Source organism: Superficieibacter sp. HKU1 (assembly GCF_029319185.1).
Lineage (GTDB): Bacteria > Pseudomonadota > Gammaproteobacteria > Enterobacterales > Enterobacteriaceae > Superficieibacter.
Genome location: NZ_CP119754.1, coordinates 710,886 through 734,001 on the forward strand (window position 1 = coordinate 710,886; position 23,116 = coordinate 734,001).

Here is a 23,116-nt window from a genome sequence, read left to right on the forward strand (position 1 = left end):
GCCTCCACAGAAAAGAATGACAAATGATTTTCCCGATTATACGCGGGAATCTTAAATTATTCTTAACGGGTTGCGACGTTGCCGGCAGAGAATACGATTACCCGGCGGCAAACGTTGCCACACAGTGCCAGGCTTCATCCTCATCGTGGCGGTAAATCGCCTTCGTATGACCCGAAAGCCTCGTCCGCCGGGCGGCAGAGAAGTGATCAAAAATGGTGGGGAGATCGGTAATAAGTGACATGATTTCCTTCCCCGTGACACGGGAGAGAGTGAAAGATCACCTGTTATAACTGCGTGAATATCGATCTCCCTTCGGGCATCTGCTTATAAAATTTTTTTCAGATCCATCTCTTCCTGGATCCGTTCGCTGTACGCTATATGCGTACTGATCGCCTCTTCAATACCGGCGTTGTAAAACGCGGGCCCCAGTTTTTCAATAATAAAATCAATGAAAAACTCAGCATCGAACTGTTCAAGCTCAAGCTCAAAATGATCGCTGCAATAGGTGGCAAGCTCGCTGCGCAGGCGATCGCGCTCCGTTGAAGACAGGGTGATGTCAGCCATTTTTTCTCCTTAAAAATTGGGGAATGTCAGCAGGGCGGGAAGTTGTGACAACAGATACAGCACCAGCCCGATAAACCCGCCCACCAGCGTCCCGTTCACGCGAATAAACTGCAAATCTTTGCCGATATTAAGCTCAATTTGCTGCGACATATCCCGCGCATCCCAGCTTTTTACCGTGTCGCTGATATGATGGGTCAGGAAGGTGGCAAACTCCGGCGCGACGCGGATCACCGCCTGCTCCATATGGCCGTTCAGTGAGGCGCGCAGCGCGTCATCGGCGGTCAGCGTTTCACCAAACCACAGGCCCGCTTCGGCGATACGTTTTTGTACCCGCGAGTCTTCGCTGCGCATATCTTCTTTTAACCAGTTGCGCAGGTCCGCCCACAGCTCGCCCAGATAGCGGTTGAAGGCATCGTCATTCTTGATATAGCTTTTAATGTTTTCTGCTTTCGCGAGCATCTCCGGATCGGTTTTCAGATTGTCGATCAGTTTTAGCGTCGCGCGATCGAACGCCCGGCGGATCTGATGGGTGCGATCCTGGGTAATATCGTCGAGCAGCGAATTTACCGCGTCAGAAACCAGATCCGCGCTGTGCTCGCCAAGCCATTCGGTCGGCAGCAGCATCGCCTTACGCGGGTGCTCGGTTTTTAGCCAGTGGACGATTTGCCGGGCAATAAACTCCCGCGAATTATCACGATTAAGCAGGGCAATCAACTGAGCGATAATGGCGTCCAGCAGCCGCTGGTGACGGTTATTTTTGGTCATGCTCTCCAGCATCATCGCGCTGGTCTGGGTCAGGTCAACTTTATCAATCGCTTTATGCACTGCCCGTTTGAGCAGGCGCTGGATCCGCGCATCGTCGGTCAGCTCCAGAAAACCGCTCATCACCTGAAGTAAATGCTGCCCGACCCGGCGGGCATTGTCCGGCTGGCTGAACCAGGTGCCGATCATCTTCGCCGGTTCGTGACGACGAATTAACGTCAGCAGCGACTGGGTATCCAGAAACTTCTCCTGCACAAACTGACCGAGATTATCGCCGATGCGATCTTTATTGCGCGGAATAATCGCCGTGTGCCTGGAGATAAACGGGATCGGCAGATGATGGAACAACGCCGACACGGCGAACCAGTCGGCCAGCGCGCCGACCATCGCCGCTTCTGAGATCGCCTTCACCCCGCTGACCCAAAAGTTCGGCGGTAAAAATAGCGTGGTGACAAAGGTTGCCGCTGCAATCAGCAGTAGCGACAGCGCCAGGCGCTTGGCGCGTTTTAGTTCAGTGATTTTGTCCATGGAGTTAAGCATATAACCTGACGGCAGGTTCGCAAAATAGCGGCGCGGTGAGATGTGTCACTTTGCGAGGCTGATTCCAGCGAATCGGCAATCGTTGCGGTCGTGCACAATCTTCCTTCGTACTTCCTCGCAATGCTAAAAATAGCGAGGTGCTGCCCGGATCGCAGAGGGGTAGAGTTGCATCACGTTGTTTTACCCGGTGACGGAACGCCATGGCACAAAGTACTCCCTCTACGCCGCACGATGCGGTGTTCAAACATTTTATGCGGCACAAAGCGTCGGTTTGCGATTTTCTGGCGATCCATCTTCCGCCTGCGCTACGGCAACATTGCGATTTGCGTACCCTTAAGCCGGAGTCCACCAGCTTCATCGAAGAAGATCTGCGCGCTTATTACTCCGATATGCTGTGGTCAATGAAAACGACGGCGGGTGAGGGCTATATTTATGTGGTCATTGAGCATCAAAGTTCGTCGGTGGCGCATATGCCATTTCGCATGATGCGCTATGCGATAGCCGCCATGCAGAACCATCTGGATGCCGGGCATAAAACCTTGCCGCTGGTGGTGCCAATGCTGTTTTATCACGGAGACACTAGCCCGTATCCGTCTTCCCTGTGCTGGCTGGATGAATTTGCCGATCCGGCGCTGGCGCGGCAGCTGTATTCAACGGCGTTTCCGCTGGTTGATATCACCCTCATACCGGATGATGACATCATGGCGCACCGGCGCGTCGCGCTCCTTGAATTCATGCTTAAACATGTCCGCCGACGCGATCTGCTGGCCTTGCTTGACCCGCTAGTCTCACTTTTGGGGATGGGATACACTACCGACAATCAGTTAAAAGCATTGTTTAACTATATGATGGTGCACGGCGATGTATCTCGCCATCGCGAGTTTCTCCGTCAGCTTGCCCATCGAATGCCCCAACATAAGGAGGAGATGATGACTCTCGCAGAAAGATTGCGCCAGGAGGGTTTAAAAGATGGTTTAGAGCAAGGTTTAGAGCAAGGCTTGCAGCAGGGGAAACACGTTGAAGCGTTACGCATTGCCCGCACCATGCTGGCGAATGGGCTGGATCGCGACACGGTACTAAAAATCACCGGGCTCCCTGCGAGTGAGCTTGATCCTATGAGCCATTAATGTTCTCCAGGCCAGGCGGCATCCTGTAGTATGCCGCCTAAGAAACCTCCGTTTTATTCGTCATTTTTCTGCGATACCAGCTGTTTTAACTACCCTTAATACTCTTTGCAGTACTTTTACTGCCCCATCCTGAGTGTAAGGAGAGAGGTATCATGGCCTACCAGACAATAAATCCTTTTACCAATGAGCTAATTAAACAGTATCCGGCGCACAGCGACGCGGATGTGGACGTCGCGCTGCAGAAAGCCGACGCGCTATATCATTCAGACTGGGCGAAAGGCGATATCGACCAGCGCCTGCCGGTACTGCACAAACTTGCCTATCTGCTGGATACGCAAAACGAAGAACTGGCAAAAATCGCCAGCCGCGAGATGGGTAAGCTTATTGAACAAAGTCGCGCCGAAGTGAAGCTGTGTGCCCAGATTGCGCGTTATTACGCGGATCGCGCAAAAGCGTTCCTGGCCCCCGTGAAGTATGACTCTGAACTGGGCGACGCATGGGTGGAACATCATCCCATCGGCGTATTGATGGCAGTAGAGCCATGGAATTTCCCGTACTATCAGTTGATGCGCGTGCTGGCACCAAACCTGGCGGCGGGTAATCCGATTATCGTTAAACATGCGAGCATCGTGCCGCACTGTGCCGAAACATTTGAACATCTGGTCCGCGAGGCGGGGGCACCTGACGGCGCATATACCAATCTGTTTATCTCTTCCGATCAGGTTGCGGCGATTATTGAGGATGACCGTGTGCAGGGCGTGGCGCTGACGGGTTCAGAAAAAGCCGGTGGCATTGTGGCTGCACAAGCCGCGAAGAAGCTGAAAAAAGCCACCCTGGAGCTGGGCGGTAACGATGTCTTTGTGGTGCTGGACGACAGCGACCTGGAAAAGGCCGTGAAGGTGGGCGTACAGGCGCGTCTGCAAAATGCCGGGCAGGTGTGTACGGCCGCCAAGCGCTTTATTATCCATGAGAAAGTGGCCGATGCCTTCCTCAGTAAATTCACCGACGCCTTCCGCGAAGTAAAACTCGGCGATCCGCTGGATGAGAGCACCACGCTTGGCCCGCTCTCCTCAAAAGATGCCGTAGAGACGCTGACCAAACAGGTCGATGAGGCCGTGAAAAACGGGGCGAAAGTGCATGCTGGCGGTAAGCCGGTAGAGCACCAGGGAAACTTCTTTGAGCCGACGATCCTGACCCATATTACCCGCGATAACCCGGCGTATTTTGAAGAGTTTTTCGGCCCGGTTGCGCAGGTTTACGTGGTGAAAGACGATGATGAGATTGTGAAACTGGCTAACGATTCACACTACGGGCTGGGCGGAGCGATCTTCAGCCAGAATATTGAACGCGCAAAACGTCTGGCGTCACGCATTGAAACCGGGATGGTCTATATCAACTCTCTGACCGATACGGCGGCGGAACTGCCTTTCGGCGGTGTTAAACGTTCCGGCTTCGGGCGCGAACTGTCTGATTTAGGGATTAAAGAGTTTGTGAACCAGAAACTGGTGGTGGTGAGTCATCAGTAAATAAGCGTATTGCTCCCGCAATATTATTGCGGGAGTTTAATTATCTGGATATTATTAATAATATAAATTTCTTGTTTTTATTTGTTCTGTTAGTCGCCATTAAAAATAGCGATCTCGATCACATTCTACTCTTTATTTTTATCCCATTATTTTCTCACACCGCAGAGATAAATAAGCTTACTGTAGTGCGTATCTTATCGTTAATAAATATGTGCATCTAATCTAAACACAAGGAGTTTATCATGATTGGCATGTTTAAATATGCTGCTTGCCCAACAATGGTTTTAGGCGTTTCCGATCAGCAAACCGGAGCGCCGCTGGCTTTACGAAAAATTGAATCCGAGCTGCGAAAAATCCTGTGGTCGGTAAATGAGAAAACTGGCGAAATTTCGCTGGTAGCCAGTGATTCACTGTTGGTGGATATTAGCGGTAATCGTATTGTTTTACAGCAGCGTGATGCTGGTAAACTTTCCCAAAAATGGGATATAGCAACAACGCGCGGTTTTATTCGCAGCAAACAAAACAGCAGTAATGTTATTGATAGCTATAATCGTGGGACGGGTGAGGGTAATGCCATTATCCTTTAGCCTTATAATGGCTCAGAGGCGCAGCAGTGGAAATTTGTGCCTATGGACATGATGACCCTCAATAATATTACCGAAGAAATGATGGCAGAAGACGAACCGTCTCACGCCTGATAATAATAATGAAGGCTTCAATGATTTTTAAATATTGAAGCCTTCACCTTACTATTTATTCCATCGCAATATTCACCGCTTCACCCAACTGTCGCAGCGCCTCACGATTCTTTTCCGTCAGCGGCAGCGCACAGTTAATGCGCAGGCAGTTACGATATTTCCCCGAGGCCGAGAACAGCGACCCCGGTGCCACCTGGATTTTCAGGCGGCAGAGCTGTTTTGCCACGCAGACCATATCGACGATTTCCGGCAGCTCAATCCACAGCATAAAACTGCCCAGTGGGCGGGTAACGCAGATATCGCCGGGAAAATACTGGCGCACCCAGCAGGTCCAGGTTTCCATATTGTGCTGATAAATCTGGCGCATCCGCCGTACGTGACGATGATAATGCCCGTCGCGGATAAACGCCGCCACCGCCATTTGCATCGCGGGTACGCCGGTGCTGCTGGTGGCGTACTTCATATGCAGCACGCGATCGCGGTAGCGACCCGGTACGATCCAGCCAACGCGCAGGCCCGGTGCGATGCTTTTAGTAAACGAGCTGCACAGCAGTACCCGCCCGTCGATATCCCAGGATTTAATCGTGCGCGGTCGCGGATACTCGCGCGCCAGCTCGCCGTAGATATCATCTTCAAAAATGACGATATCGTGGCGCTGCGCGAGAGAAAGCACCGCCCGCTTGCGTGCGTCCGGCATAATAAAACCCAGCGGGTTATTACAATTGGGCACAAGGATCACCCCCTTGATCGGCCACTGCTCCAGCGCCAGTTCCAGCGCTTCGAGGCTGATGCCGGTATCCGGATCGGTCGGGATCTCGATAGCTTTAATATTAAAGCCACGCAGCATTTGCATGGTGCCGTAGTAGCACGGTGACTCTACCGCCACAATGTCGCCCGGTTTGCAGACCGCCAGAAGGGCGATGGCGATAGCACTGTGGCAACCGTTGGTGATAACGATATCGTCTGCCGTTACTACCGTCTCGCTATCCAGCATCACCCGGGCGATTTGCTCACGCAGATCCTGCCGCCCTGAGAGCTCGTCGTAACTCAGTACATCACACGGATTATGTTGCACAATGCGGCTCATCTCGCGCCACAGCGGTTTCAGGCTCGGCTGGTTAACATCCGGCGCGCCGCTGCCAAACGCGATAAGTGATTTATCGTGATGGTCGGCCAGCAGCGTATTTACTTCATCCCACTGGGTGATCTCCACCGGGCGCTGCACGGGCGAACTCATTGCCGGGACGGGCGGCTGCGCCTTACGCGGTGCAATAAAATAGCCGGAACGCGGCTGCGGGATAATTAACTGAAGGTTTTCCAGCGTCTGATACGCCTGCTGTACGGTGCTGATGCTGACGCCGTGCTCCTGGCTCAGGCTGCGCACCGACGGCAGCTTTTCCCCGTGGCGGTATAGCCCCTGCTCGATCCGCTCCGCCATTAAATTCGCCAGATGTTGGTAACGCGTCATGCTGTATCCTTTTAGTGCACCATACAGATTATCAAACCAGTACAGATGAGGGTGATTAACGCCGTGCAGATACCTTTTTACGCAATCTGTATGTTATATAAAAGTGTTTTTTGAATCTGTATTGTTCTGGCCAGTTTCCCTGAAAATAGCCTCACAGACACGGTGAGGAGACAGGCGATGGAATTTTATGAGAATCGGGCGAAACGTCCCTTTATCGGCTTTGTGATGATCTGGCAGGCGTTCCAACGGTGGCGTCGTCAGGCGCAGGCGAAGAAGGTGTTGCAGAGATTGAGCGACGCGCAGCTGCGGGATGTGGGGCTGAAGCGGGATGATGTGTGCTGACTGAGGTGGGGTGCTCAGGAGTCGAGGTGAGGCCGGTGTGTTATCCAGCCTGCTCGCGTGATGGGTAGCCCCGGTAAGCGCAAGGGATCAGGACGATTTGGCAGGCTTCGCTGTAATCACGCTGATAAACTCCTGCACCTGCTTTTGCTTACGCGCCGACAGCTTATTCATCTGACGCATCGCCTGCTCCAGTTCAGGCTCCGGCTGCTTCGCCAGCAGCACAATACAGCCATCCGTAATGCGCACATCCACCTCAGTGCCGGTGGCAAAACCTGCCGCCTCCAGCCAGTGACCGGTCAAATGTACCGCCGGCATCGGGCTATAATCCGACTGCCGCCGCGTATAACTCACCTTAATCTGGCGGAAATTTTTCTGCGGGGCTTTTTGATCGTCGGCAAGTGCAATAGAATCTGGGGTAGTCATAACTGCTATTCCTTGTAAATAGTGATTGTGATGAGCGATGCGGGCGTGTTGCAGCACACCCGCATCGCGCTAAATAACCTGTATATATCATCAGTAAATAATGGAAAAGTCCAGCTGAAAATCGATGAAAATAACAAAAGCAGAGACGTAAAAGATAATTATTGGTGATGAAAATAAAGCGGCTATTCAGCCACTTTATTGGTTTCTGGAGAAAGGTGGGTTATTTGATGGCGGCGTCGGTGAGGGCGTCGGCCAGGTGGAGCTGGGTTTGTTGGGCGGATTTAATCCTGAATTTTATATCCTCGATAAGAAAATTTAATTTATATAATTTTTCCATTATCCTTTTTTGTTCTTCGAAGGGAGGAAGCATAATTAATGGTCCCATCACATCTTCTCGTGATATTCCAGGGATAGCTATACCAACCCCTTTGGATTGAAAATAACCATACATGCTATCAAGTACAATCTTAAGATATTCTGAATTCATGCTAATTACATTAATAGCCATTAGTTGACGACTAATGGCTATATTGGTATCAGCGACGTTAAGCTTTCCAAGCCCTGCACCTTTACATGTAATTAGAATATCGCTCTTAGCAGCAATAGCTCTTTTCTCATTTGTAAATTTGGAATACGTCGGGCTGATTAGCCCAAATTCGGCCGGTCCAGTAATATAAGGAAGCATTTCACCATGGCACTCTTCTTCATATTCATCAGGTCTCAGGTGCTGTCCAGAAATTAGGTTGATGCATTCACCTAAACGACACCATTCCCAACCTATTGGCAATTCAGACGGTTTTTCCTCATCACTAATCGGTGGCAACGGTTTTTGCTTTTTCATTTTCCCGTCTTTCACCAGCTGCGCTTTTTCCTGGGTAATACGTTTGAGCAGCTCAGAGGCCGGTTCGTCGTTCGGATCCTGTGGCACCAGTTTGCCCATCACCGCCAGTTGCAGAATGGTCTGTTTTAAGGCATCAATGCTGGTTTCGGTGGTAAACAGCGTGTCGAAATGCTCGCTGATACGCGCCCAGTTTTCGGCCAGTTCATCGGCGTTCTGGCTGTCGGTCAGCGTGGTTAGTAGGGTTTCAACCAGTTGTTGATGGGCGTCCAGACTGGTCAGGGAGTGCTGTTCCAGTTGGTCACAGAGGAACATAAGTTCTTTAATTTTTTTAGTTATGCGGATCTGCTCGGATGATGGTGGAACCGCGATCATCCCAGAAAAGAACTGCTTATCATTGATTGCTGGATAGGCAACTCCTGTTTGGCAACTTTCAACGTAATTAATAAATACAGGAGATCGTAAATAATAATATATGAAATTAGCATTTATCTCTGAGTATGGGTGAATAATAGCAAAGGCTGTACTAGCGATCGGCTTTGGGGAAAAAACGCTTTCAATAATAGCGATATTTAATAAATATGGGCGGACAGTAGAATATATAACGGTTCCCTTTTGAACGATTTTTCTCGCTCGGGATGGCGCATCTTTAGCTGAAAGAATAGATGGCTCTTCAATAATTCCATACTCTTTATTTATCGAGCCAACATCAATGTAAGTAAAATCTTCATCAGGTGTTTTTTGTCCCCAGTCATGACCAATTTCACTAATCTGTACCCACCCCCACCCCACCGGCAGCTCAAATGGTTTCTCTGCATCGCTAATCTCCGGCAGCGGCTTCTGCTTTTTAATTTTCCCCTGCTTCACCAACTCGGCTTTTTCCGCCGCAATACGCTCCAGCAGCACCGACGCCGGTTCGTCGTTCGGATCCTGTGGCACCAGCTTGCCGCGCACCGCCAGTTCCAGAATCAGCTCGCGCAGCTTCTTAATGCCGTACAGGTCGATCTTGCCCGAGCTGCCGCGCCCGGCCGTGGAGCGGGTCTGTAACGCCGTGGTCCAGATATCAATATTCTCGACAATCAGTTTTTCCACCGTCATCAGTTGGCCTCCTTACCGGAGAGCGCTGCGCCAAGAATATCGCGCAGCTGGTGGCGCAGGGTCTGGATCTCGTCCTGCTGCTTCGCGTACTGCGCCAGCAGTTCGTCCGGATCGTGGCTGACGGTTTCCGCCTGGTGCGGGTTTTTTATATCAAGATTAAAGTTGCGGCCAATCACCTCGTCGATACTGACCTTCCACGCCTGCTCGTTCCCGGCGCGGCTGGCAAAGCCGTCGGCCTCGTTGCCCCACCAGTCGATCTCGGCCTGGAACTCTTCAAACTTCATCGGTTTGGTTTTGCTGTAGTTCTTCACGCCCGCCGGGTAGGGGTGCTCGTAGAACCAGATCTCTTTGGTCGGCTGGCCTTTGGTAAAGAACAACAGGTTGGTTTTGATCCCGGTGTACGGGTTAAACACGCCGTTCGGCAGACGCACGATGGTGTGCAGGTTGCACTCCTCGGTGAGCAGCTTTTTGATTTTGGTTTTCACTCCTTCGCCAAACAGCGTACCGTCCGGGAGTACCACCGCCGCGCGGCCGTTTTTCGCCAGCACTTCAATAATCAGCTGCAGGAACAGATCCGCCGTTTCTCGGGTCTGCATATCGGAAGGGAAGTTCTTCTCGATGCCGTCTTCTTCAGTGCCGCCGAACGGCGGGTTGGTGATAATCACATCCATCTGCTCATCCCAGGAGGAGAGCGGTTTATTCAGGGTGTTATCGTGGCGAATTTGCACCGGTACTTCAATGCCGTGCAGCAGCATATTGGTGGTACAGAGCAGGTGCGGCAGCTGTTTCTTCTCTACGCCGTGGATCTGCTTTTGCAGGATCTGGTGGTCGGTGACCGTGTGCGCGTAGTTATTTTTAACATGGTCAAACGCGCAGGCGAGGAAGCCGCCGGTGCCGCAGGCCGGGTCCATAATGGATTCGCCAAGCTTCGGATCGACGCGCTCGACCATAAAACGGGTCACGGCGCGTGGGGTGTAGAATTCACCCGCATTGCCTGCGGCCTGTAAATCCCGGAGGATCTGTTCATAGATATCACCGAACAGATGACGTTCGCTGGCGCGGGTGAAATCAATCTCATTAAGCTTGTTGATCACCTGACGCAGCAGGGTGCCGTTTTTCATGTAGTTATAGGCATCGCTGAACGCCTGCTTAACCACATAGCCGCGCGGGTTGATATCGATCTGTACAGGCAAGTCTTTCAGGGTCGGAAACAGATCGTCGTTGACGAATGCCAGCAATTTATCGCCGGTGATCCCTTCGTTATCGGCCGCCCAATTGCGCCACAGGTAGCGCTCCGGCATGGGCAGTTTGTATTTTTCCTGCTCAATTTCCAGCGCCTGCTCCTGGGCGTCGAAAATCTTCAGGAACAGTAACCAGGAGAGCTGACCCAGACGCTGTGCGTCGCCATCGACACCTGCATCTTTGCGCATGATGTCCTGTAATGATTTGATAGCCGAGCTGATTGACATGGGGTCGTCCCTTTATAAAAAAATAAAGCCACCTGCGGCAGACGGGCCGCAGGTGGCGTAATCAGGATTTTCAGGCGGAGCGAGGAGGAAGCTGGTAAATTTCGCTTTCCAGGTCGCTTACTGCCCGCATATAGGTGCCTTTGTCGCCAAAACCGTCGGTGATGATCTCCTGTAACGTGCCCATCTGGTCGAACGGCTTGAGCTTCAGTACCTGAATATTCTCGATTTCTTCCACGCCCGCATCGGCGTATTTGTCCAGCAGATTACTGAGCACGGTCTGCGCGGCATCGGAATATTTGGTGAAATAATTACGCTTGCGTACGTTGTCTGCGCGCTCTTTGCGCGTGAGCGGCGGCTGACCATACACCACGTGGCAGAGCATGTCGAACGGGTCTAGATCTTTGCCGACCTCTTCCGCCAGCACATCCCAAAGGATGCCCTGTAATTCGAGCTCTTTGATTACCGCCGCTTTGCGGTCAGCATCTTGCCATTTCTGGACAAAATCATCCAGTGAGGCGCACTCTTTGAGCACGGTTTTTCGGGTGTAATCTCTGAAAGATTCGGTGACCAACCTGCCGTCGGCGTCGTAATACTGGACACGTTGCGATACTACTCCAACGGTAACGCCGTTAATATGGAATTTGCGGATCCGGTTATCTTCCTCTTCCGGCAACGGGCCGGTGGTGTAAGGAGCCGGGTCTTCATCTGCTCCGTTGACGTCTTCATTGGAAAAGGTGTCTGACGTTTCTTCATACAGCGTTTCGTTAAACCCGGAATCCGGGTCCGCAATATCATCTGGCGTGGCTTCCATCACTCTTTCAGGAATACCGTCAAAGCGCTCGTCAGCAAACAGTTCAGTGGCCTTTTTGAAATCGAGAATGGTGAACCACAGTTTGCCGTAGTCTTGTTCGATGCGGGTACCCCGACCAATAATCTGTTTAAATTTGGTCATTGAGCGGATGGTTTGATCCAAAACGATCAGTTTGCAGGTCTTAACGTTTACCCCGGTGGTCATTAATTCTGAGGTGGTAACAATCACTGGCCATTCTTTTTTCTTGTCACTGAAATTGTCGAGTTGTCCCTTTCCTTCATCGTCATCACCGGTGATTTTCATCACATATTTGTCGTTACGTTTTACCATCTCCGGGTTGAGGTTGATCAGCGCCCGGCGCATGCGTTCGGCATGCGGAATGTCTTCACAAAACACGATGGTCTTATCCATCGGATTAGTACGTTTGAGATAGTCGGTGATGGTGCGTGCAATTAGTTCAGTACGCTCGTCGATGACCATCGTGCGGTCAAAATCTCTCTGGTTGTAGATTCGGTCATCGATCAGTTCACCGTTGAGGTCACTCTGGCCGCGCACGGGCCGCCAGCCCTGTAGATCAACATCAATATCGACGCGAACCACTTTGTAAGGCGCGAGGAATCCATCCTCAATCCCTTCTTTCAACGAATAGGTGTAGATCGGATCGCCAAAATAGTCGCTATTGGAGATCTCGTGAGTTTCCTTAGGCGTGGCGGTCATACCAATCTGGGTAGCGGAGCTGAAATAATCGAGAATTTCACGCCAGGCGCTGTCTTCAGAGGCGCTGCCACGGTGGCATTCGTCGATGATAATCAGATCAAAAAAATCCGGTGAAACCTGCTTAAACGCTTTTTGTTGCTCTTCGTTGCCGGTTAATGCCTGATAGAGCGCAAGATGGATTTCAAAAGCGGGGTCGAGAGTGCGTCCTGTGACTTTGGTCATCGCGGAGCCGAAAGGCTGGAAGTCATCGCGTTTGGTTTGATCAACCAGGACGTTACGGTCTGCCAGGAATAAAATGCGTTTCTTCACGCCGGCTTTCCATAAACGCCAGATGATGTGGAATGCCGTCAGCGTTTTACCGGTTCCCGTCGCCATGACCAGTAATAGTCTCTTTTGCCCGGTGGACACGGCTTCCAGCGTTTTGTTGATGGCCTGAAGCTGGTAATAGCGCAGTCGTTTCTCGCTGCCGTCGTTGTAATAATCTTGTGTGACGATCGGCATCTGGGCGGCGGTATAACCTTTCCAGAGGCAATATTTCTGCCACAGTTCATCAGGCGTTGGGAATTCGTCGAGGGTAATTTCTCGCTCAATCGCGCCGGTGGATGTTTTATCGTGGAAGATAAAGCCATCGCCGTTAGAGGCAAATGCAAAGGGAACGTCCAGCAGGTGGGCATAACCCAGCGCCTGCTGCATGCCTTTGCCGATTTCATGCTTATTAGCTTTGGCCTCGATAACCGCCAGTGGCATATTGAGCTTATGATACAGTACGACATCGGCGGATTTCACGGTTCTTCGCGCCGCAACTTTACCGCGCACGATGACTTTACCGTCCCGGAGTTTGACCTCTTGTCTGATTTGCGTTGTGTCGTTCCAGCCAGCATTGAGGATGGCGGGCATAACGCGTTTGGTGATGATGTCTGCTTCCGTCAGGGTACTCAGGTTCAGGTCAGCCATGGGGCGTTCTCGGGTTATACATAACATTCCGATTGTACATAAAATCAGTGGGCTGGCTATGATATGAAGCAAGCGGTTAAGCTGAAATGCTAATAATAGATAAGTTTTATTTCTGATTTTGCAGCAAACACTCGCCTGAGAGAGACGCTTATTGGGTTATGAAATGTGATATGGAATACTATCTCACTAAAGAGTGACAAAGGGCTGAACAATGACAACCGAACTACAGGGATTAACCTGGGACGCCGCCGCGATACCGGACGTCAACAAACCAGGCATGCGCGTGGCGCTCTTTACGTTCAAAACCCATCTTGCAGGCTTTGTCTGGGACGCCGCACAGCTGGAGAACAATCCCTATACCTATGTTGAAGTTAAAACCCTGCTGGATGGCGTTACGGTGGGTGGGCATAAAGTCAGCGATACCGAGCAGGTGCTAAACCTGGCGGACAGCGCTAAAAAACTTATTGAGCTGGTGCAAAACGGACGCTTTGATCTTGATAAAAAAACGTTCACTTTGCTGCACGGTATTATCGCTCGCAATGAGGCACTAGAATGGGGTGTTTTTCGCGGGGAAGGCGAAGAGTTGCATTACAATGCCCGCGTTCATCTCGGCGAACTCGGTACCCATTTCCCTCCGGCGACGCAGGCAGGTGCGCCAGAACTGAATCGTATTTTTAGCGAAGGCGTTCGTCAGATTAAAACGCTGCCGCCTTTTGAAGGCGCGCTGGCGATGTTCCTGTTTGGCGCGTATTTTCAGTTTTTCTTCGACGGTAATAAGCGTACCAGTCGGCACATGATGAATGGCTGGCTGATGATGCATGGCTACAATCCCATCAGCATCCCTGCCGCACGGGCGCTGGAATTTAACGACAAAATGGTCCGCTTTTACCACAGCAAAAATGCCTCTGAGATGATGATGTTTTTGCTGGAGTGCTATCAGGCTTAATGTACCGATGTTACCGCATGGCAGGCTCCATAATGCTAACGGGGCAGCAATAACCCCTCACCCCGCAAACCTGTGCTCCGGCTCCATCTCAAGCGCCAGCGCCGTCAGCGCTTTTTTATTGCTGATAACATATCCGCCTTTTTGCTTTTCCAGCAAACCGTCGCGGGTGAATTGTGCTATCACGTATAATAAATGCCGACAGGACACGCCCATATATTCTGCCGCCTGGGTATGTTTTTCGTGATATATATCAGAAAGTTGCGTTAATAAAATAAATGCGGCCATTGGCAAGGCCTGCGGACAACCGGCGCGCTTCAATGAAGAAGATACAATAGTACACGGCATAGTCGTCATTCTGGTGGCCCATACCGTTCGCTTTGAAAGCGGGGACGAAATTATTCGTATTATCAGCGCACGAAAGGCGGATCGTAAAGAGAAGAACCGTTATGAGCATGGTTAAACATAGACGTGGAAATGTGTCAGCGCTTACTGCTCAGCGAGAGGCTGAACTAAAAGTGCTGGCGAACAAATCCGACGAGGAAATTGATTATAGCGATATCCCGTCTTTGTCGGTGGCCTGAAGTTGATGGCAACCTGTTTTGCTATTGTGTTCGCCGTTTTGCCGGGTGGCGGCTTCGCCTTGCCCGGCCTACAAAAATTTGAATATCAAAGGCTTATGCGTTATTCGTAGGCCTCTGCAAGCGAAGCGCCGCCAGGCATCATTCCACGGTATGACGTTTGTCAGCAGTCTGGGGCTACCCTTTTGGTGGCCTCCACGTCTATCCCCGCAACTCCTCAAATGCCGCCCGAATTTCCTCTTCCGGCAACTGGACACCGATAAACACCAGCGTGCTGCGCGGCGGCTCGTCGTCCCACGGTCGGTCCCAGTCGGCGCTGTACAGTCGCTGGACGCCCTGGAACAGCAGGCGGTTCGGCGCATCTTTGATCCACAGCATACCTTTATAGCGCAGCAGTTTTTCCGCTGACTCCAGCAGCAGCGTTTCCATTACGCGCGATACGCCGCTGATATCGACCGGGTAATCCAGCTCGACCACAATGGACGAGATGTCGTTCTGCTTGTCGGCCATAAAATGAAAGCGTGGTTTCGCGGCGACCACGTTCTCTTCCAGCATAAAACCGTTGGTGTTAAACAGCAGGGAAAGGTCGATATCACCGTGAGTGGCGGTATAAATCGGCGCGCGGGCGTTGATGCGCGTCAGACGTTCACGCAGCTTTTCCGTCTCTTCTGCGACGTCGGTTTTGGTCAGCAGAATGCGATCCGCATAGCCCACCTGCGACTGAGCCAGGGTGAACTGGTTCATCTGCTCGTCGGCATGAACGGCATCGACCAGCGCAATTACGCCGTCCAGCAAATAGCGCTGGCAGAGGATCTCATGCGAAAAGAAGGTCTGAATGATCGGGCCGGGATCGGCCATGCCGGTGCATTCAATCACCAGGCGGTCAAAGTCGATGTCGCCCCGGCCGAGACTGTCGAGCAGATCCAGCAGGGCATCTTCCAGTTCGTTGGAGCGGCTACAGCAGATGCAGCCGTTCGTCAGCGTTTTGATCTGCGTGGCACGGTCGCCAATCAGCTGATCGTCAACGGAAACTTCGCCGAACTCGTTTTCGATCACGGCGATTTTAAAACCGTGTTGTTCATTAAGAATATGGCGCAGGAGGGTGGTTTTCCCCGCGCCAAGAAAGCCCGTAAGGAGGGTGACAGCAATCGGCGTCATAATCGTTCCTTTATTAACAGCAACTGCTTCCGCCGCTACCGTAGCGCGCTTCCTGGCGCTCGCGGAAGAACTCGTTGTAGGTCATGTAAGGTTTATCCGGATGGTTGGTTTTCATATGATCAACATAGTTGTCATAGTCCGGAATGCCAATCAGCATCTTTGCCGCCTGGCCGAGGTATTTTTTTGCCTGTCCTAAGTTACCAAACATTGCGCCATCCAGATATGAATAAAGCCAGGCGTCGGCTTGCACCCCGTCTGGCTCAGATTCAGGCCGGATAAACGAAAGTCTATCCGGCATTAACATTAATGGTGTGAAGAAGTTTTCACGCCACCTTCCGGCACCGGAACGAACGGCGTTTCTTTATCCGTGCGCCCGTTAGTATTACGCGCTTTCATCCAGGTTTTCAGACCGTAGAAGATGATGCTGTAAACCACTATCAGGAACAGAATACTTAAGCCCGCGTTGGTGTAGTTGTTCACCACGATATGATTCATGTTCGCGACTTCCTGCGCGGTCAGTTCACCACCGGCGGCAATACGTTCTTTATATTGGTTCGCCATGTAGAAGAAACCTTCCATCTGCGGGTTGGAGCTGAACAGTTTCAGGCCCAGCGCCCAGGTGGTGCAGATCAGCAGCCATACCGCCGGGATCACGGTGACCCAGATGTATTTGGTGCGCTGCATTTTAACCAGCACCACGGTGCCCAGCACCAGCGCGACGGCGGCCAGCATCTGATTCGAGATGCCGAACAGCGGCCACAGACTCTTCACGCCGCCCAGCGGATCGACCACGCCCTGATACAGCAGATAGCCCCACAGGCCCACGCAGCCCGCGGTGCCGATAGCGCCCGCTACCAGCGAGTCGGTTTTCTTCAGGAACGGCACGAAGTTACCCAGCAGATCCTGCAGCATGAAGCGGCCGGAACGGGTGCCTGCATCCAGTGCGGTCAGGATAAACAGCGCTTCAAACAGGATCCCGAAGTGGTACCAGAAGCCCATATCCATCGCCGGAATGATTTTGTGGAACACGTGAGCGATACCGACCGCCAGCGTTGGCGCGCCACCTGCACGGTTCAGGACCGAAGGCTCGCCGATATCTTTTGCGGTTTGCAGGATCTGCTCAGGTGAGATCACAAAGCCCCAGCTGCTGACGGTTGCCGCCGCATGCACGGTAACGTCTTTAAGCTGTGCCAGGATCAGCGGCGCGTTTTCGGTACCCAGTTCGTGCAGGTTCGGCATGGTGATGCCAAGGCCCGCCGGTGGGGTATTCATCGCAAAGTAGAGACCAGGCTCAATAATAGAGGCCGCCACCAGCGCCATGATCGCCACGAAGGATTCCATCAGCATCGCGCCATAGCCAATGAAACGCGCGTCGGTTTCGCAGGCCAGCAGTTTCGGCGTGGTGCCGGAGGCGATCAGCGCGTGGAAGCCGGAGACCGCGCCGCAGGCGATGGTGATAAACAGGAACGGGAACAGCGCGCCTTTCCACAGCGGACCCGTACCATCAATGTACTGCGTCATGGCAGGCATTTTCAGTTCCGGGTTAAGGATCACGATGCCAATTGCCAGACCGACGATCACGCCAATTTTCAGGAAGGTCGCGAGGTAGTCACGCGGCGCCAGGATTAGCCATACCGGCAGCAGCGCGGAGATAAACGCGTAGCCAATCAGAGTAAAGGTGATGGTGGTGTCTTTAAAGGTCAGCGCCGGACCCCAGTACGGGTCGTGCGCGATCACGCCGCCGAAGTAAATGGAGGCCACCAGCAGCACAATACCAATCACCGATACTTCGCCCACGCGACCGGGACGCAGGAAGCGCATGTAAATGCCCATAAACAGCGCAATCGGCACCGTTGAGCAGACGGTAAACACGCCCCACGGACTTTCGGCCAGCGCTTTCACCACGATCAGCGCCAGCACGGCGAGGATGATGATCATAATCAGGAAGCAGCCGAACAGGGCGATGGTGCCGGGGACCGGACCCATCTCTTCTTTGATCATCTCGCCGAGAGACGCGCCGTTACGGCGGGAAGAGATAAACAGCACCATAAAGTCCTGGACTGCACCGGCAAGAACCACCCCGGCGAGTAGCCATAAGGTGCCGGGCAGATACCCCATCTGCGCTGCCAGCACCGGCCCGACCAGCGGACCCGCGCCCGCGATGGCCGCAAAATGGTGTCCAAACAGCACGTTACGGTTGGTCGGAACGTAGTTCAGACCGTCGTTATTGATGACCGCTGGCGTCGCGCGCGTCGGGTCAAGCTGCATCACCTTCTGGGCGATATAGAGGCTGTAGTAGCGGTACGCCACCAGATAGACCGAGACGGATGCTACCACGATCCACAGGGCGCTGACGTGCTCACCCCGCCGCAGAGCGACAACCGACAAACAGAATGCACCGATGATCCCGAGGATAACCCAGGGTATGTGCCTGAAAAGTTTTTTAGTATCCATAGTGAAACCTGGCCGTTTAAGAGAATAAGCAGCCGCAGCTGCGTAGGTATGGGTAAGAAATGTTCTGAAATTGCTGTGTCAGCGCGGATGATGCCAGAAGGAGGCGCGTGAAAAATGGGCAATCTGAATGAGTGGTCGTATGCAAAATTAAGCGGTCAGGGAGGGGAGCGAGTGGTTGGCAGAGGCAAAGGAGGCAAAAGCAATATGTGATTGAGATCACAATACAAAACCGGTCGACAGGCGCCCTGTACGCGTAACGGCCAGCATCAAAAATCGTTTATAAAGCGATGGGCGCAGCACGATTTTCCGTAAAGTTTTCTCTTCCCGGGCCGAAAACCCGATATCAGTTCAATGGAAGAGAAAACATGTTAAATCGTATCAAGATTGTCACCGGCTTAATGCTGGTGCTGGGATTATTCGGCCTTTTACAACTTACCTCGGGCGGTCTGTTCTTTAACGCCCTCAAGCATGACAAAGAGAACTTCACCGTCCTGCAAACCATCCGCCAGCAGCAGTCCACGCTCAATGAGAGCTGGGTGGCGCTGTTGCAGACCCGCAACACGCTGAACCGCGCGGGCATTCGCTATATGATGGATCAGAACAATATTGGTAGCGGTGCGACCGTCTCTGATTTGTCGCAGATTGCCAGCCGCACGCTGAAGCAGGCCGAAGCGGCGTGGGCAGACTATGAAGCGCAGCCGCGCGATCCGCGTCAAAGCAACGTGGCGGCGATGGAAATCAAACGCAACTACGGTATTTACCACGATGCGCTGGCGGACCTGATTCGCCTGCTGGGCGCGGGCAAAATTAACGAGTTCTTCGATCAGCCGACCCAGAGTTATCAGGATAACTTTGAGAAGCAGTATCGCGAATATCTGCAACAGAACGACACCCTCTATCAGCAGGCGGTTGAAGAAAACCAGGCGTCGTATAACCAGACGCTGTGGGTGCTGGGCGGCACGCTGCTGGTTGTGCTGCTGGTCATCATGGTGGTGTGGATGGGGATCACCCGCGCGCTGTTGACCCCGTTGCACCGTATTATCGAAAGCATCCGCCATATTGCCAGCGGTGACCTGGTCAAGCCTATCGACGTGGAAGGCTCCAACGAGATGGGACAGCTGGCTAACAGCCTGCGTCATATGCAGGGCGAGCTGGTGCGTACCGTTGGCGACGTGCGCGACGGTGCGGATGCCATCTATAGCGGTGCCAGTGAAATCGCGATGGGCAACAACGATCTCTCTTCCCGCACCGAGCAGCAGGCGGCCTCGCTGGAAGAGACCGCTGCCAGTATGGAAGAACTGACCGCTACCGTGAAGCAGAACGCCGAGAACGCCCGTCAGGCCAGCCAGCTGGCGCTGAGCGCCTCGGAAACCGCGCAGAAAGGCGGCAAAGTGGTCGACAACGTGGTGCAAACCATGCGCGACATCGCCGGCAGTTCGCAGAAAATCGCCGATATTATCAGCGTGATTGATGGTATCGCCTTCCAGACCAACATTCTGGCGCTCAACGCCGCGGTTGAAGCCGCGCGTGCGGGCGAGCAGGGCCGTGGTTTTGCAGTGGTTGCGGGCGAAGTACGTAACCTGGCCCAGCGCAGTGCGCAGGCAGCCCGTGAAATCAAAAGTCTGATCGAAGACTCGGTGAACCGTGTCGATCTGGGTTCTACGCTGGTCGAAAGCGCAGGCGAAACCATGGACGAGATCGTCAATGCGGTAACCCGCGTCACTGACATTATGGGCGAAATCGCCTCCGCGTCTGACGAGCAGAGCCGGGGTATCGACCAGGTCGGACTGGCGGTTGCCGAGATGGATCGCGTTACTCAACAGAACGCCTCGCTGGTGGAAGAGTCCGCCGCCGCTGCCGCCGCGCTGGAAGAACAGGCCAGCCGTCTGACCCAGGCCGTTGCGGTGTTCCGTATTATGCAGGCGCAGCAGCGTGACGCAGCGACGGCGAAAACCGTCACGGCTGCGGCTCCGGTGATGGCGCGTAAAGCCGTTGCCACCGAGAGCGGCGAGAACTGGGAAACCTTCTGATGAAAATGCCCGGCTGAATAAGCCGGGCTTTTTTATGCTTTTCGCGGGTCGCTGATTGGCTGGCGTACCAGTACCACATAGGCCAGTGCGCCGAGCACGGTGACGCAGCCGCAAATCAACAATGCCAGGCGGAAGGAGTGCGTGGTATCGACAATAAAGCCAGTGACGATCGGCGCGAACGACGCGCAAATAAAGCTGGCGAAGTTTTGAATACTGCCCACCGATGCGGTCATCCGCGATGCCACCGCCACGTGGATCAAGCCCCAGCATGAGGTCCCTGCAAAATGAATGCAGAACAGCGCCATCCCGATCAACAGCACCGCACTCATGGAGCTGGTCGCCTGCGGGACGACAAACGTAAAGGCCGCAGAACAGAGCATCCCGATGATAATACTGATTTTACGGCTTTTGATGGGGGCCATGCCGCCTTTGACCAGCCAGTCGGTGACGTAGCCGTTACTCAGCATGCCCGCTGCGCCAAACAGGAACGGGATCGCCGCCATCAGACCGGTACTTTTCAGATCCAGATTATAAGCTGTTTGCAAATAGCCGGGCAGCCATGCCAGATAAAGCCAGGCGGTATAGTTGATCCCGCTGAAGCCGAGCATCATGCCCCACATTGTACGATTGCGGAACAGGCTACGCCATTCGGCAAAACTGAGCGGATCGCGGCGCGCGTTTACACTGCCAGCGTTTAAATAAGCCTGTTCAGTCGCGCTAAGATCGAGCTGTTCACGATTACGATAGAGCCAGTACCAGCCAATCGCGAGAAAGACGCCAAGCAGACCGATAGTGATAAACATCCCGCGCCAGCCAATGAGCAGCATCATCGCGGCAAGGATCGGCGGGCTGATGGCGACGCCGATGGTAGAGGCGGCATTAAAGAAACCCATCGGGCGGCCGCGCTCTTTAATATTGAACCAGTCATTAATCACTTTTACGCCGCACGGATTCATCGGTGCTTCGCCAATCCCCATCCCAATGCGTACCAGTACAAACTGGGTGAAGCTATGCACCATGCCGGAAAGCGCCTGAAACAGAGACCAGAAGAACATGCCGAGGCCGAGCATAATTCGGGGTCCTTTGCGATCGAGCAGCGGACCGCAGGGCAACTGCGCAATGCCGTAAGCCAGAGAAAAAACCGACAGCAGCGCGCCGATTTCCGTCGCGTTAAGACCGAGTTCCTCACGGATGGTTAAATTCGCCACAGAAAGTGAACTACGGTCGAGATAATTAATCACCGCGGCAAAGAATAACAGCATCATTGCCGTCATTTGAATACGTTTAATTCGTGTACTGCGCTGCAATAAACCATCAGGCGGTACAGGTATTTCCGTTGATTGCGTTTTGTCTAAAATATGGTTTGGGTCGAGGGTAATATTATTTTTTTCCACGCCTGACTCCCGATTTTCTCTGGATTGCTCACTCCATTACGTCAGTAATGAAAGCATTATTTCTATAATAAGTGACACGGAATTTCGTTATCACTCACGAAGTGGGTTAAGTCGACTTGTCGTGAGCTTAAACAGGCTTTATTTATCCGATAGTCAGTAATGCGTGAATTCGTGCTCCCGATAATAGTTTGCTGTTTTTAATCGGTACTTAATGTAGTGCGGCAGTATTTTGCTTAATAGAGCGGATCATGGATTGCCTGGCCGTATTCAGGTGGTTACGTAGCGCCAGCGTTGCGTCCAGATGACTGCGGCAGAGGAGCGCGCTGAGAATGGTCATATGTTCATCAATGGCAATAATATTTCGCTGTTTCAGATCCCGTTCATCCCACTGATAGTGAAAGTGAAAAATAACGGAAATGATCTCAAGGGATTGATTGAAGAAAATATTATCGGCAGCAGAGAGCAACAGGGCATGAAAATCGCGGTCCAGTTGAGAGAACATGCGAAAGCTGTCGCCAATACTGTCACGCAGCAGGCGATGACGTTCCAGCAGGGTTTTCGCCTGTAGCCAGCGGGGATCATTATCGGGCAGCGCGAGAAAGTGATGTAGCGCATGGGTCTCCAGCATTTCCCGCAGTTCAAAAAGCTGCTCGGCATAACTCTGGTCGAACTGTTTCATCGCCCACTGGCCGCGCTTTTCGCTTTCAATCAGGTTATAGCGTCCAAATTTCAGCAGATACTCCCGAGCCACCACCGGGCTAACGCCCGCAGCGCGGGCGATCTGCAACTCGGAAAACGTTTCTCCTGGTCGTACCTGACGCTGATTGATCATGGTAAAAAAGGCCTGTTCGAAGAGCCGGTTTTGCTCTGCCAGCGAGGCGTTTGAACAGATGAAACCATCGTTGCGATCCGGACGACGCCGCTGTACATAGAGGTTATCCACGACCGACAGCACGCCGCATTCACACAGGTGGCTAAGAATATGGCGCACGGTGGTGCGGCTGATGTTGTACATTTCAGCCAGCGCGCTTTGCGACGGCAGCGGCGAGGGGATATGCCCTGGGCCATATCATTGATTACCTGATTAATGACGTTATGACGTAAATTTTGTGAACGGCTCATATGTTCTCCTTTTTTGCTATTAAAGCCGGATTTAAAACCGTTTTATGCGCCGTATTTCACAAATTACATTCTTCTTTTCGGCACGCCTGTTTTTTTC

Annotated in this window: 18 protein-coding genes and 4 pseudogenes; 8 read left to right on the forward strand and 14 right to left on the reverse strand. The window is 52.6% G+C overall.

Features of this window, described 5'->3' with window-relative positions:
* Positions 1 to 97: 97 nt before the first annotated feature.
* From P0H77_RS03420 to P0H77_RS03430, 3 genes are all read right to left on the reverse strand, one after another.
* Positions 98 to 241: a hypothetical protein gene (locus P0H77_RS03420; protein WP_276163595.1), complete on the reverse strand. Its 144-nt coding sequence runs from the start codon at positions 239 to 241 to the stop codon at positions 98 to 100.
* An 83-nt stretch (positions 242 to 324) separates the two neighbouring features.
* Entirely contained in the window at positions 325 to 564 is a 240-nt protein-coding gene (locus tag P0H77_RS03425) for a DUF2164 domain-containing protein (RefSeq protein WP_276163596.1), read from the reverse strand.
* Between the two features lie 9 nt (positions 565 to 573).
* A complete protein-coding gene (locus tag P0H77_RS03430; RefSeq protein WP_276163597.1) occupies positions 574 to 1,854 on the reverse strand; it encodes a DUF445 domain-containing protein in 1,281 nt (426 codons plus the stop codon).
* 212 nt (positions 1,855 to 2,066) lie between these two features.
* On the opposite strand from P0H77_RS03430, the gene P0H77_RS03435 reads away from it, so the two are divergent.
* The 3 genes from P0H77_RS03435 to P0H77_RS03445 all read left to right on the forward strand — a co-directional run bounded on the left by P0H77_RS03435 (position 2,067) and on the right by P0H77_RS03445 (position 5,106).
* Positions 2,067 to 2,993 (forward strand): Rpn family recombination-promoting nuclease/putative transposase, encoded by a 927-nt coding sequence (locus tag P0H77_RS03435; protein WP_276163598.1) that lies wholly within the window; start codon positions 2,067 to 2,069, stop codon positions 2,991 to 2,993.
* A 152-nt stretch (positions 2,994 to 3,145) separates the two neighbouring features.
* On the forward strand, positions 3,146 to 4,519 hold the full coding sequence (locus P0H77_RS03440; RefSeq protein ID WP_276163599.1) for an NAD-dependent succinate-semialdehyde dehydrogenase: 1,374 nt from the start codon (positions 3,146 to 3,148) through the stop codon (positions 4,517 to 4,519).
* A gap of 242 nt (positions 4,520 to 4,761) precedes the next feature.
* A complete protein-coding gene (locus P0H77_RS03445) occupies positions 4,762 to 5,106 on the forward strand; it encodes an RICIN domain-containing protein (RefSeq protein WP_276163600.1) in 345 nt (114 codons plus the stop codon).
* Between the two features lie 166 nt (positions 5,107 to 5,272).
* Here P0H77_RS03445 and P0H77_RS03450 read toward each other — a convergent pair whose 3' ends face one another.
* On the reverse strand, positions 5,273 to 6,685 hold the full coding sequence (locus P0H77_RS03450) for a PLP-dependent aminotransferase family protein (protein ID WP_276163601.1): 1,413 nt from the start codon (positions 6,683 to 6,685) through the stop codon (positions 5,273 to 5,275).
* A 177-nt stretch (positions 6,686 to 6,862) separates the two neighbouring features.
* Here P0H77_RS03450 and P0H77_RS03455 point away from each other — a divergent pair, with 177 nt between their 5' ends.
* A complete protein-coding gene (locus tag P0H77_RS03455; RefSeq protein WP_276163602.1) occupies positions 6,863 to 7,027 on the forward strand; it encodes a DUF1127 domain-containing protein in 165 nt (54 codons plus the stop codon).
* Between the two features lie 87 nt (positions 7,028 to 7,114).
* Here the strand turns inward: P0H77_RS03455 and symE are convergent, their stop codons facing one another.
* From symE to P0H77_RS03475, 4 genes are all read right to left on the reverse strand, one after another.
* Entirely contained in the window at positions 7,115 to 7,450 is a 336-nt protein-coding gene (gene symE, locus P0H77_RS03460) for an endoribonuclease SymE (protein ID WP_276163603.1), read from the reverse strand.
* A gap of 220 nt (positions 7,451 to 7,670) precedes the next feature.
* Positions 7,671 to 9,386 carry a restriction endonuclease subunit S gene (locus tag P0H77_RS03465; protein WP_276163604.1) on the reverse strand — a complete coding sequence of 572 codons (1,716 nt, stop codon included), beginning with the start codon at positions 9,384 to 9,386 and terminating at the stop codon, positions 7,671 to 7,673.
* On the reverse strand, positions 9,386 to 10,855 hold the full coding sequence (locus P0H77_RS03470) for an N-6 DNA methylase (RefSeq protein WP_276163605.1): 1,470 nt from the start codon (positions 10,853 to 10,855) through the stop codon (positions 9,386 to 9,388). Before P0H77_RS03470 ends, P0H77_RS03465 begins: the two co-directional genes overlap by 1 nt.
* A gap of 70 nt (positions 10,856 to 10,925) precedes the next feature.
* A complete protein-coding gene (locus P0H77_RS03475) occupies positions 10,926 to 13,337 on the reverse strand; it encodes a DEAD/DEAH box helicase family protein (RefSeq protein ID WP_276163606.1) in 2,412 nt (803 codons plus the stop codon).
* Between the two features lie 211 nt (positions 13,338 to 13,548).
* On the opposite strand from P0H77_RS03475, the gene P0H77_RS03480 reads away from it, so the two are divergent.
* A complete protein-coding gene (locus P0H77_RS03480; RefSeq protein WP_276163607.1) occupies positions 13,549 to 14,283 on the forward strand; it encodes a Fic family protein in 735 nt (244 codons plus the stop codon).
* 57 nt (positions 14,284 to 14,340) lie between these two features.
* Here P0H77_RS03480 and P0H77_RS03485 read toward each other — a convergent pair.
* Positions 14,341 to 14,568 (reverse strand): annotated as a pseudogene (locus tag P0H77_RS03485) (transcriptional regulator YeiL); the annotation flags it as partial.
* A 46-nt stretch (positions 14,569 to 14,614) separates the two neighbouring features.
* On the opposite strand from P0H77_RS03485, the pseudogene P0H77_RS03490 reads away from it, so the two are divergent.
* Positions 14,615 to 14,743, forward strand: a pseudogene (locus P0H77_RS03490) (BrnT family toxin); the annotation flags it as partial.
* Positions 14,730 to 14,846, forward strand: a pseudogene (locus tag P0H77_RS03495) (toxin-antitoxin system, antitoxin component); the annotation flags it as partial. The pseudogenes P0H77_RS03490 and P0H77_RS03495, both read left to right, overlap by 14 nt.
* Positions 14,847 to 15,062: 216 nt before the next feature.
* On the opposite strand, the gene yjiA reads toward P0H77_RS03495, so the two are convergent.
* The 3 genes from yjiA to P0H77_RS03510 all read right to left on the reverse strand — a co-directional run bounded on the left by yjiA (position 15,063) and on the right by P0H77_RS03510 (position 18,473).
* Positions 15,063 to 16,019, reverse strand: a complete 957-nt coding sequence (yjiA, locus tag P0H77_RS03500; protein WP_276163608.1) for a GTPase — start codon at positions 16,017 to 16,019, stop codon at positions 15,063 to 15,065.
* A gap of 13 nt (positions 16,020 to 16,032) precedes the next feature.
* Positions 16,033 to 16,227, reverse strand: a complete 195-nt coding sequence (locus P0H77_RS03505) for a YbdD/YjiX family protein (protein WP_103675748.1) — start codon at positions 16,225 to 16,227, stop codon at positions 16,033 to 16,035.
* A gap of 95 nt (positions 16,228 to 16,322) precedes the next feature.
* Positions 16,323 to 18,473: a carbon starvation CstA family protein gene (locus tag P0H77_RS03510; protein ID WP_276163609.1), complete on the reverse strand. Its 2,151-nt coding sequence runs from the start codon at positions 18,471 to 18,473 to the stop codon at positions 16,323 to 16,325.
* Between the two features lie 365 nt (positions 18,474 to 18,838).
* Between P0H77_RS03510 and tsr the strand changes: the two genes are divergently transcribed.
* Positions 18,839 to 20,503 (forward strand): methyl-accepting chemotaxis protein, encoded by a 1,665-nt coding sequence (tsr, locus tag P0H77_RS03515; protein ID WP_276163610.1) that lies wholly within the window; start codon positions 18,839 to 18,841, stop codon positions 20,501 to 20,503.
* 32 nt (positions 20,504 to 20,535) lie between these two features.
* On the opposite strand, the gene P0H77_RS03520 is transcribed toward tsr, so the two are convergent.
* Complete coding sequence (locus P0H77_RS03520; RefSeq protein ID WP_276163611.1) at positions 20,536 to 21,897, reverse strand: MFS transporter; 1,362 nt, start codon at positions 21,895 to 21,897, stop codon at positions 20,536 to 20,538.
* 208 nt (positions 21,898 to 22,105) lie between these two features.
* A pseudogene (locus P0H77_RS03525) lies at positions 22,106 to 23,019 on the reverse strand (GntR family transcriptional regulator).
* Positions 23,020 to 23,116 lie beyond the last annotated feature (97 nt).

What these genes read in the sequence shown, in the direction of transcription:
- P0H77_RS03420 (WP_276163595.1), bottom strand. Translation starts at nt 241, where the DNA reads ATGTCACTTATTACCGATCTCCCCACCATTTTTGATCACTTCTCTGCC.
- P0H77_RS03425 (WP_276163596.1), bottom strand. Translation starts at nt 564, where the DNA reads ATGGCTGACATCACCCTGTCTTCAACGGAGCGCGATCGCCTGCGCAGC.
- P0H77_RS03430 (WP_276163597.1), bottom strand. Translation starts at nt 1,854, where the DNA reads ATGGACAAAATCACTGAACTAAAACGCGCCAAGCGCCTGGCGCTGTCG.
- P0H77_RS03435 (WP_276163598.1), top strand. Translation starts at nt 2,067, where the DNA reads ATGGCACAAAGTACTCCCTCTACGCCGCACGATGCGGTGTTCAAACAT.
- P0H77_RS03440 (WP_276163599.1), top strand. Translation starts at nt 3,146, where the DNA reads ATGGCCTACCAGACAATAAATCCTTTTACCAATGAGCTAATTAAACAG.
- P0H77_RS03445 (WP_276163600.1), top strand. Translation starts at nt 4,762, where the DNA reads ATGATTGGCATGTTTAAATATGCTGCTTGCCCAACAATGGTTTTAGGC.
- P0H77_RS03450 (WP_276163601.1), bottom strand. Translation starts at nt 6,685, where the DNA reads ATGACGCGTTACCAACATCTGGCGAATTTAATGGCGGAGCGGATCGAG.
- P0H77_RS03455 (WP_276163602.1), top strand. Translation starts at nt 6,863, where the DNA reads ATGGAATTTTATGAGAATCGGGCGAAACGTCCCTTTATCGGCTTTGTG.
- symE (WP_276163603.1), bottom strand. Translation starts at nt 7,450, where the DNA reads ATGACTACCCCAGATTCTATTGCACTTGCCGACGATCAAAAAGCCCCG.
- P0H77_RS03465 (WP_276163604.1), bottom strand. Translation starts at nt 9,386, where the DNA reads ATGACGGTGGAAAAACTGATTGTCGAGAATATTGATATCTGGACCACG.
- P0H77_RS03470 (WP_276163605.1), bottom strand. Translation starts at nt 10,855, where the DNA reads ATGTCAATCAGCTCGGCTATCAAATCATTACAGGACATCATGCGCAAA.
- P0H77_RS03475 (WP_276163606.1), bottom strand. Translation starts at nt 13,337, where the DNA reads ATGGCTGACCTGAACCTGAGTACCCTGACGGAAGCAGACATCATCACC.
- P0H77_RS03480 (WP_276163607.1), top strand. Translation starts at nt 13,549, where the DNA reads ATGACAACCGAACTACAGGGATTAACCTGGGACGCCGCCGCGATACCG.
- yjiA (WP_276163608.1), bottom strand. Translation starts at nt 16,019, where the DNA reads ATGACGCCGATTGCTGTCACCCTCCTTACGGGCTTTCTTGGCGCGGGG.
- P0H77_RS03505 (WP_103675748.1), bottom strand. Translation starts at nt 16,227, where the DNA reads ATGTTTGGTAACTTAGGACAGGCAAAAAAATACCTCGGCCAGGCGGCA.
- P0H77_RS03510 (WP_276163609.1), bottom strand. Translation starts at nt 18,473, where the DNA reads ATGGATACTAAAAAACTTTTCAGGCACATACCCTGGGTTATCCTCGGG.
- tsr (WP_276163610.1), top strand. Translation starts at nt 18,839, where the DNA reads ATGTTAAATCGTATCAAGATTGTCACCGGCTTAATGCTGGTGCTGGGA.